General features: G+C 75.4%; 9 protein-coding genes and 1 tRNA gene (1 of these 10 only partly in view). 6 read left to right on the forward strand and 4 right to left on the reverse strand.

What is annotated here, in order from left to right; genetic code table 11:
* The 3 genes from I4I82_RS22090 to I4I82_RS22100 are packed head-to-tail and all read left to right on the forward strand — an operon-like array spanning nucleotide 1 to nucleotide 3088.
* On the forward strand, nucleotides 1–1293 hold the full coding sequence (locus I4I82_RS22090) for an FMN-binding glutamate synthase family protein (RefSeq protein ID WP_172153807.1): 1293 nt from the start codon (nucleotides 1–3) through the stop codon (nucleotides 1291–1293).
* Nucleotides 1290–2462, forward strand: coding sequence for an NAD(P)/FAD-dependent oxidoreductase (locus I4I82_RS22095; protein ID WP_218590773.1), 1173 nt, complete (start codon nucleotides 1290–1292; stop codon nucleotides 2460–2462). The genes I4I82_RS22090 and I4I82_RS22095 overlap by 4 nt, the downstream gene beginning before the upstream one ends.
* Nucleotides 2459–3088 (forward strand): helix-turn-helix domain-containing protein, encoded by a 630-nt coding sequence (locus I4I82_RS22100; protein WP_218590772.1) that lies wholly within the window; start codon nucleotides 2459–2461, stop codon nucleotides 3086–3088. Before I4I82_RS22095 ends, I4I82_RS22100 begins: the two co-directional genes overlap by 4 nt.
* 24 nt (nucleotides 3089–3112) lie before the next feature.
* Here I4I82_RS22100 and I4I82_RS22105 read toward each other — a convergent pair whose 3' ends face one another.
* Both I4I82_RS22105 and I4I82_RS22110 read right to left on the reverse strand, forming a co-directional pair.
* A complete protein-coding gene (locus tag I4I82_RS22105; protein ID WP_218590771.1) occupies nucleotides 3113–4336 on the reverse strand; it encodes a PP2C family protein-serine/threonine phosphatase in 1224 nt (407 codons plus the stop codon).
* A gap of 72 nt (nucleotides 4337–4408) precedes the next feature.
* Nucleotides 4409–5305 carry an SDR family oxidoreductase gene (locus I4I82_RS22110; protein ID WP_226370187.1) on the reverse strand — a complete coding sequence of 299 codons (897 nt, stop codon included), beginning with the start codon at nucleotides 5303–5305 and terminating at the stop codon, nucleotides 4409–4411.
* A 154-nt stretch (nucleotides 5306–5459) separates the two neighbouring features.
* On the opposite strand from I4I82_RS22110, the gene I4I82_RS22115 reads away from it, so the two are divergent.
* Complete coding sequence (locus I4I82_RS22115) at nucleotides 5460–5981, forward strand: DUF1360 domain-containing protein (RefSeq protein ID WP_218590769.1); 522 nt, start codon at nucleotides 5460–5462, stop codon at nucleotides 5979–5981.
* 41 nt (nucleotides 5982–6022) lie between these two features.
* Here the strand turns inward: I4I82_RS22115 and I4I82_RS22120 are convergent.
* Nucleotides 6023–6096 (reverse strand) — tRNA-Arg (locus tag I4I82_RS22120).
* A 121-nt stretch (nucleotides 6097–6217) separates the two neighbouring features.
* Between I4I82_RS22120 and I4I82_RS22125 the strand changes: the two genes are divergently transcribed.
* A complete protein-coding gene (locus I4I82_RS22125; RefSeq protein WP_218590768.1) occupies nucleotides 6218–7015 on the forward strand; it encodes a PP2C family protein-serine/threonine phosphatase in 798 nt (265 codons plus the stop codon).
* A 17-nt stretch (nucleotides 7016–7032) separates the two neighbouring features.
* Here I4I82_RS22125 and I4I82_RS22130 read toward each other — a convergent pair whose 3' ends face one another.
* Entirely contained in the window at nucleotides 7033–7623 is a 591-nt protein-coding gene (locus tag I4I82_RS22130; RefSeq protein ID WP_218590767.1) for a class I SAM-dependent methyltransferase, read from the reverse strand.
* Nucleotides 7624–7672: 49 nt separating this feature from the next.
* On the opposite strand from I4I82_RS22130, the gene I4I82_RS22135 reads away from it, so the two are divergent.
* Nucleotides 7673–8833: the 5' portion of a bifunctional copper resistance protein CopD/cytochrome c oxidase assembly protein gene (locus I4I82_RS22135; protein ID WP_218590766.1), read on the forward strand. Its footprint extends 1023 nt past the window's final position; 1161 of the gene's 2184 nt are visible here — the first part of the coding sequence; its start codon is at nucleotides 7673–7675; its stop codon lies beyond the right edge, outside the window.

Genomic DNA, 8833 nt, shown 5'->3' on the forward strand with positions numbered 1-8833 from the left:
ATGCGCGAGTCAGCGACCTTCGACCGCGGGGTGATCGCGGAGATCCAGCGCGCCGCCGAGACCGGCGTCTACGACATCCGCGGCTGGGGGGCCAAGCGCCCCGTCCCGCACTTCGACGACCTGCTCTTCCTCGGGGCGAGCATGTCCCGGTACCCGCTGGAGGGCTACCGCGAGCGCTGCGACACCGACGTCGTCCTCGGCGACCGCCACGCCACCCGCCCGCTGCACCTCGACATCCCCATCACGATCGCCGGGATGAGCTTCGGCGCGCTGTCGGCGCAGGCGAAGGAGGCGCTGGGGCGCGGGGCGTCCGCGGCGGGCACGTCCACCACCACCGGCGACGGCGGGATGACGCCCGAGGAGCGCGGGCAGTCGCGCCACCTCGTCTACCAGTACCTCCCCAGCCGCTACGGCATGAACCCCGACGACCTCCGCAAGGCCGACGCCATCGAGGTCGTGCTGGGGCAGGGCGCCAAGCCCGGCGGCGGCGGGATGCTGCTCGGGCAGAAGATCACCGACCGTGTCGCAGGGATGCGCACGCTTCCCCCCGGCATCGACCAGCGCAGCGCCTGCCGCCACCCCGACTGGACCGGCCCCGACGACCTCACGATCAAGATCCTCGAGCTGCGGGAGATCACCGACTGGCGCACCCCGGTCTACGTCAAGATCGGCGCCAGCCGCACCTACTACGACGTCAAGCTCGCGGTGGCCGCGGGCGCCGACGTCGTCGTCCTGGACGGGATGCAGGGCGGCACGGCGGCCACCCAGGAGGTGTTCATCGAGCACGTCGGCATCCCGACGCTCGCCGCGCTGCCGCAGGCCGTGCAGGCGCTGCGCGAGCTGGGGCTGCACCGCACGGTCCAGCTGGTCGTCTCCGGCGGCATCCGCACCGGCGCCGACGTCGCGAAGGCGATGGCCCTGGGTGCCGACGCCGTCGCGATCGGCACCGCCGCGCTCATCGCGCTGGGCGACAACCACCCCCGCTACGCCGCCGAGTACGCCGACCTCGGCTCCGGCGCCGGCTTCTACGACGACTACCAGGACGGCCGCGACCCCGCCGGCATCACCACGCAGGACCCGGACCTCGCCTCCCGCCTCGACCCGGTCGAGGGCGGCCGCCGCCTCGCCAACTACCTGCGCGTGCTCACGATGGAGGCGCAGACCCTGGCCCGGGCCTGCGGCAAGGCGCACCTGCGGCACCTGGAGCCCGAGGACCTGGTGGCGCTGACGATCGAGGCGGCGGCGATGGCGCGGGTCCCGCTCGCGGGCACGAACTGGATCCCCGGAACGTGAGCGCCCCCGACACCGCCGACGTCGTCGTCGTGGGCGGCGGGATCGAGGGCGCCGCCGCCGCGTGGGCGCTCACCGCCCGCGGGGTCGCCGACGTCGTCGTGTGCGAGCGGCACACCGTCGGCTCGGGCGGCACCGGCAAGTCCAGCGGCGTCGTGCGCTGCCACTACGGGATCCCGGTGCTCGCGGAGATGGCGTGGTCCAGCCTGCGCGTGCTGGAGGACTCGCTCGACGTGCTGGGCGAGGACGTCGGCTTCGTGCGCACCGGGTACGTCGTCGCCGTGGGGGAGGGCAACGTCGACGCGCTGGACGCGAACCTCGCCGCCCAGCGCGCGGTGGGCGTCGAGACCGGCCGGATCTCCCGCGACGACGTCGCCGCGCTCTGGCCCACCGCCCGCCTCGACGACGCCGTCGCGTTCGGCTGGGAGCCCCGCGGCGGCTACGGCGACGCCTACCGCACCGCGCAGGCCTTCGCGGCCGCCGCGCGCCGGGGTGGGGCGCGGATCCGGCAGGGCGCGCCGGTCGCGGAGGTGCTCGTCGACGGGTCCGGCGTCGCCGGCGTGCGGCTGGCGTCGGGGGAGGAGATCGCGAGCCGCGCGGTGGTCGTCGCGGCCGGGCCGTGGTCGGTCGGCCTGCTGGCCCCGCTCGGCGTCGACGTCCCGGTCACGGTGCACCGCGAGCAGCTCGTCCTCGTCGCACCGGGGGCCGACGTCCGCGGGGTGCCGGTGCTCTCGGACCTCGTGTCGCTGCAGTACGTGCGCTCCGAGCCCAGCGGCGAGCTGCTCGTCGGCAACTCCGACCTGAGCCGCCCGGCCCCGGCCGACCCCGACCACTACTCCGACCGGCCCGAGCCCGCGCAGTTGGAGCGGGCCGTCGAGAAGATCGCGCACCGCTTCCCCGGGCTGCCCGACGCGGCGGTCAGCCGCACCTACGCCGGCTGCTACGACGTCACGCCCGACTACAACCCGGTGATCGGCCCGACCGGCGTCGAGGGTCTGCTGGTCGCCGCGGGGTTCAGCGGCCACGGCTTCAAGATCTCCCCGGCGGTGGGGGAGCTGGTGGCGCGCCTCGTCGTCGACGGCGGCCCCACGCCGTTCCCGCTCACGCGGTTCGCCGACGGCGCGCCGCTGCGCAGCCCGTACCCCTACGTCGGCGCGGGCGAGATGCGGTGAGGCCCGACCACGGCCCGGCCGCGCGGGAGGTCGACGAGCCCGCGCCGTCCGACGGCGTGCTGGAGCGGGCGATCGCGGTGCAGGTCCGCCGCCACCGCCTCGCCGGCGGGCTCACCCTCGGCGAGCTGGCGGCCCGGGCGGGGATCTCCAAGCCGATGCTGTCGAAGATCGAGAACGCCCAGACCTCCTGCAGCCTCACCACGCTCGCCCGTCTGGCCGCTGCGCTCGACGTTCCGGCCACCGCGCTGTTCCGCGGCGCCGACACCCCGCGCGAGGCCGTGCACACCCCGACCGGATCGGGGGCGCGGATCACCGCCCGCGGCACCCGCGTCGGCCACGACTACACCCTGCTCGGTGCCCTGCGCGGCCCGCACAAGCGCATGGAGGCCCACCTCGTCACGCTCACCGAGCGCAGCGAGGTCTTCCCGCTGTTCCAGCACCCGGGCACGGAGCTGCTGTTCATGCTGGAGGGCGAGATGGTCTACGGCCACGGCGACAGCGCCTACACGCTGCGCCCCGGCGACGCCCTGCAGCTCGACGGCGAGGGCGTCCACGGCCCCCATGAGCTGGTGGAGCTCCCGATCCGCTTCCTCTCGGTGGTGGCGCACGGCGGCGGTGAGCCCTGACCCCGCCCACCGGGCGGCTCGCGGTCAGGGCGAGGCGCGCAACCGGCTCGCGCCGCCCGAGCTGTCGCGCGGGCGCGGCGGCCCGCCGTACCAGTCCAGGCACATGACGGTGGCGTCGTCGCGCAGCTCGCCCCCGGTCGCGCGCAGCACCGCGGCCCCGAGGGCGCGCACCACCTCGCGCGGGTGCAGGTCGCCGCTGCCCGCCAGGACCTCGGCGACGTCGACCTCCGCCGCGTTGCGCTCCAGCATCCCGTCGGTGAGGAAGACGATCCGATCACCCGGCGCGATGGGGAACTCCTGCAGCCGGTAGGACCGTCCCTCCTCGATGCCGAACGGCAGGTCGATGTCGAGCTCGATCTCCTCGACGCGGCCCCCGCGCAGGCGCAGCGGGAACGGGTGACTCGCGTTGACGATGGTGGCCGACCGGGAGTGCAGGTCGATCCGGACCAGCTGGCCGGTGACGAACTGGCCGACGGTGGAGTGCGCGGCGAGGGCGTCGTTGGCGCCGCAGGCCTGCTCGAGCAGGGTGAGACCGCCGCGGCGACCGTTGCGCAGGCTGCCCACGAGCAGGGTCGCCAGCAGCGCGGCGGCGACGTCGTGCCCCGCGGCGTCGGTGATCGACAGCTGCAGCGCGTCCTCGCCGAGGACGTAGTCGAACGTGTCGCCCCCGACGGAGCTCGCGGGCTCCATCCACGCGGAGACCGTGAACTGCCCCGCCTCGCAGGTGAACGAGCTCGGCAGCAGCCGCCGCTGGATCTCCGCGGCGAGGGAGAACGGCGTCGAGCGCTGGCCCCACTCGAACAGGTCGGTGTGGCGGCGGTTGGCCACGACGATGTAGGCCAGCGCGTGCGCGGCCGCGACGACGTCGGCGACGACCTGCTCGGTGGGGTAGTCGGGCAGGAGCAGCTCCAGCAGACCGATGGCGTCGCCCCGGTCGGTGACCGGCAGGATCAGCTGCGCCCCGTCGCCGAGCCGGCTCAGGTCGGCCTGCTGGGTGCGCAGCACCTGCTCGTAGGCCGTGCCGTCGAGCTGCAGCGTCTCCCGGTTGCGGGCGTCCAGGGCGCCGGTCTGCCCGAAGCGGACCACCGCCCGGCCGCTGAGGTCCGCGATCAGGAAGCTGACCTGCCGGGCCCCGACCATGTCCGCCAGCGCGTGGGTGACGACCTCGACGGCCTGCGTCGGCGCGGCGGCCTCCGCGCTCTCCAGGAGGGCCCGCAGGTCGGTCGTCGCAGGCGGCAGGTCGGACATGCGCGCACCCTAGCCCTGGCGGGTGGGGCGCGGGCCGACATCGCCCCCGCGCCCGCCCATGTCGGCCGCGGGTCAGGTGATCGGTGATCCGCCCGTCACGCCGAGCACCTCCGAGGTCATGTAGCTCGACTCCTGCGAGGCCAGGAAGACGTAGAACGGCGCGAGCTCGGCCGGTTGCGCCGCCCGGCCCATCGGGGCCTGCGCACCGAACGACTCGAGCTTCTCCTCGTCCATCGTGGCCGGGATCAGCGGGGTCCAGACCGGCCCGGGCGCGACCGAGTTGGCGCGGATCCCCTTCTCGACGAGGTCGTGGCCGAGCCCCTTGGTGAAGGTGACGATCGCGGCCTTGGAAGTCGCGTAGTCGAGCAGGTGCGGGGAGGGCTGGAACGCCTGGACCGACGACGTCGTGATGACCGACGACCCCGGCGCCATGTGCGGCACGGCCGCCCTGCAGAGCCAGAACAGGGCGTAGACGTTGGTCTTCATCACGTGGTCGAACTGCTCGCTGCTGATGCCGGCGAGCCCGTCGGACTGCGACATCTGGTACGCGGCGTTGCTGACGAGGACGTCGATCCGGCCGAGCTCCTCGACCGCCCGCCGGACGACGTCCTGGCAGGTCTGCTCGTCGGTCAGGTCCGCCGCCACCGTGAGCGCGGTCCGGCCCGCCTTGCGGACCCAGTCGGCGGTCTCCTCGGCGTCGTCCTTCTCGGCGTCGAGGTGGGTGATGAGGACATCGGCGCCCTCGCGGGCGAACGCGATCGCCACCGCGCGGCCGATGCCCGAGTCGCCGCCGGTGATCACGGCCTTCTTCCCCTCGAGCCGACCGGTGCCCCGGTAGGTCTCCTCCCCGTGGTCGGGCCGGACGTCCATGTCGCCGGTGCGGCCGGGGTGCTCGATCGTCCGGTCGCCGCTGCCGGGCGCGGCGTGCTGCTCGGTCGGGTCCTGCTGGGTGAACTGGTCCTGGGTCACGAGGCCTCCTCGGGGTGGGTGCGGGCCCGGGGTTCCCCGTCGGCGCCCGCCGACACCGCCCGCGGTCCTGTGCTCCAGGTGTAGTGCGGCGGGCCCCGGGTAGTCGGTCGCCGGCGGCGGCGGACCTCGCGGCGGCCGGACAGGGGGACGGGGCATGGGTGCGACGCGGGACCGGGTGGCCGAGGAGGCCCGGCAGCAGGCCGACGCCTACAGCGGCGACGAGGACCGGCCGCTGGCGGGTTACGCGCGGGTGATGGGGGTGTTCGGCGCGCTCGTCGCCACCGCCGCCGGGGTCGCCCGCGCCACCGGACGGCGCGCGCCGGCCGACGTCCGGCCGTGGGACGTCGTGCTGCTGGCCGCGGGCACCCACAAGCTCTCCCGCACGATCACGAAGGACGCGGTCACGGCCCCGCTCCGGGCGCCCTTCACCCGGTACGCGGGCCGGGGCGGCCCGGCCGAGGTCATGGAGGAGGTGCGCGGCGGCGGCGTGCGCCACTCCGTCGGCGAGCTCCTGACCTGCCCGTTCTGCCTGGACGTCTGGATCGCCACCGGCTTCTCGGCCGGCACGGTCTTCGCCCCCCGGGCCACCCGCCTGGTGACGGCCACCCTCACGGCGCTCACGGGCGCCGACTTCCTGCAGCTCGCCTACGCCCGGGCGCAGCAGGCCGCGTCCTGACCTGCGTCCGCGGTCGTCGGCGCTCGCGCGGCCGTGGTCGGTGCCCCCGGCAGGACTCGAACCTGCGACCTAGAGATTAGAAGGCTCTTGCTCTATCCAGCTGAGCTACGGAGGCCGGGCCGGACGAACCGCCCACGGCGAGCGTAGCGGGACCACCACGCACCCCGCGCGTCGAGCAGGGACCCGTGAGGGTGTCGTCGTGGTGGTGGAAGTTGACCTCGTGAGAAGGTGTGCACATGCCCCTGACGCTGCGCTCGGCGGCCGGGTCCGACGTCGGTCGGCGCCGTCCGCTGAACCAGGACTCCGCGGTCACGAGTCCGCGCCTGCTCGCCGTCGCCGACGGCATGGGCGGGCACGCGCACGGTGAGGTGGCCAGCTCCGTCGCCGTGGGAGCCCTGGCCGATCTCGACACGGACCTGGCCGGCACCGACCTGGCGGGTGTCGACCTGCTCGGCGTGCTGGCCCGCGCCGTCACCGCCGCCGCCGACCGGCTCACCGGCCTGGCGCGGGAGAACACCGCGCTGCGCGGGTCGGGCACCACGGTCGTCGCCCTGCTGTTCGACGGCGGACGGGTCGGGATCCTGCACGTCGGCGACTCCCGCGCGTACCTGCTGCGCGAGGGCGAGCTGCTGCGGCTGACGCGCGACCACACGCTGGTGCAGGCCCTCGTCGACGAGGGGCGCATCTCGCTCGAGGAGGCCGCGGAGCACCCGCGGCGCTCGATGCTGATGCGCACGCTGCAGGACGGCAACACCGTCGAGCCCGACCTGTTCCACCACGAGGCGCAGGCGGGCGACCGCTACCTCGTGTGCTCCGACGGGGTCACCGCCGTGCTGGGCGACGCCGACATCCAGCGGGTCCTCGCCGAGTCCGAGGAGCCGCAGGTCGCGGTCGACACGCTGATCCGGCTGGCCAACGAGGGCGGCGGGCCCGACAACATCACGTGCGTGGTCGCCGACGTCGTCGACGGCGAGGAGCCGGTGTCCGACGCCGGCCCCGAGCTGGTCGGGGCCGCGGCGGCGGCGCAGGGCTGACGCACCCGGCCGCCGGCCTACCGCCGCGCGACGAGCCGGCGCAGCGGCACCGGCAGCCGGCACCGCGGTCCGGCGCGGGCGGCGAGGCGCTCGGCGAGCGCTGCCCGGACGTCCGGCGCGAGGTCGGGCCACAGCCCGGCGGCGGGGAGGGCGTCGACGACGCGGCGGGCGGCCGCGGCGTCGGGCACGGGGAGCGTGAACGGGACGCGGTCGTCGCCGAGCACGGCGAAGTCGGCCGCGGTGAGCAGCCACGACGCGTCGTCGAGCGCGGAGCGGTGCCGCCACGGTCCGCGGTGCACCGGCCGCAGCACACCGCGCCAGCGCAGCTCCGCGACCGAGCGCGCCGACACCGACGGCGTGACGACGACGAGCGTGCCGCCCGGGCGCAGCGCACGGCGCAGGTCGGCGAAGGCGGCGTCGACGTCGGCGGTGCGGTGCAGGACGAGCAGCAGCACGATCCCGGCGGCGGCACCGCGCACGGTGGTGTCGACGTCGGGTCGTCCGTCGACGAGGCGGGGGAACAGGACCGGGGCGAGGTCGCGCACCGGCGCGGCCGCCCAGGCGCGGGCGTCGCGGCCGTCGAGCGCGTCCAGGAGCACCTCGGTCACGCCCGCAGTCTGCCGGGCGGGAACCGCCACGGCGGTTAGCCTGGGTGCCATGGCGCAGACCCCCGTCGAGACCGCCGCCCCACCGCGCACGTCCGGGTCCTCAGGCCTGGTCCTGCTGGGTACGGCGATCGCCGTACTGGTGGCCGCGGGGCTCACCGCACTGTCCGGCGCCCGCCCGCTCGTCGCGCTCGGACTGCCCGACCCGGGGGTGCTGACGACCGTCGGGCTGCCCGCGGTGCGGGCCGTCGCCGAGGTGGCGATGGTGCTGACGATCGGCGCCCTGCTGCTCGCGGCGTTCCTGGCCCCGCCGCAGAAGTCGGGCTACCTCGACGTCGCCGGCTACCGCGCGCTGCGGACGGCCGGGTGGACGGCCGCGCTGTGGGTGGTGGCGGCGGTGCTGCTGGTGCCGCTGACCGTCGCCGACGCCCTGGGCCGGCCCGTCGCCGACGTCCTGGACGTCGGCCTGCTGCTCGAGGTCGTGCCGCAGCTGGCCGCGTCGACGGCGTGGTCGTGGACGGCGGTGATCGCCGCGCTGGTCGTCGTCGGCTGTCGCAGCGTGCTCACGTGGGGCTGGACGGCGGTGCTGTTCGGGCTGTCGGTGGCCGGTCCGCTGCCGGTGACCCTGACGGGGCACTCGGCAGCTGGCGGGTCGCACGACATCGCGACCGACAGCCTGGTGCTGCACGTCCTCGCGTCGTCGCTGTGGGTGGGCGGGCTGGTCGCGGTGATCGCGCTGGCCGCGTCGCGAGGGCCGGACCGGGCGGCCGCGCTGGCCACCGCCGTCCCGCGGTTCTCCGCGCTCGCGCTGGTGTGCTGGCTGGTGCTGGCCGTCACGGGCACGATCAACGCGCTGACCCGGATCTCGCCCGGTGCGGTGTTCGGCAGCTACTACGGGGGACTGCTGCTGGCCAAGGCCGGCGCGCTGCTGGCGCTCGGAGCCCTCGGCGCCCTGCACCGCAGGAGCACCGTCGGTGCCGCGTCCCGGGGGGAGCCGAGGGCGCTGCTGCGCCTGGGGGGCGTCGAGGTCCTGCTGATGCTGGCGACGATCGGACTGGCCGTCGCGCTGGGCCGGACCGCCGCGCCCGACGACGGGAGCGGTGCGCCCTCGCGGGCGGAGGCGCTGATCGGCTATGACCTCGACGGTCCGCCGACACTGGCCCGCCTGCTGTTCGACTGGCGGTTCGACCTCATCTTCGGCTCGGCCGCGATC

The organism is Pseudonocardia oceani (assembly GCF_019263585.2).
Lineage (GTDB): Bacteria > Actinomycetota > Actinomycetes > Mycobacteriales > Pseudonocardiaceae > Pseudonocardia > Pseudonocardia oceani.

Bases quoted from the DNA above. Each gene is read 5' to 3' on its own strand.
- I4I82_RS22090 (WP_172153807.1), top strand. From the start codon at position 1: ATGCGCGAGTCAGCGACCTTCGACCGCGGGGTGATCGCGGAGATCCAG.
- I4I82_RS22105 (WP_218590771.1), bottom strand. From the start codon at position 4,336: ATGTCCGACCTGCCGCCTGCGACGACCGACCTGCGGGCCCTCCTGGAG.
- I4I82_RS22115 (WP_218590769.1), top strand. From the start codon at position 5,460: ATGGGTGCGACGCGGGACCGGGTGGCCGAGGAGGCCCGGCAGCAGGCC.
- I4I82_RS22125 (WP_218590768.1), top strand. From the start codon at position 6,218: ATGCCCCTGACGCTGCGCTCGGCGGCCGGGTCCGACGTCGGTCGGCGC.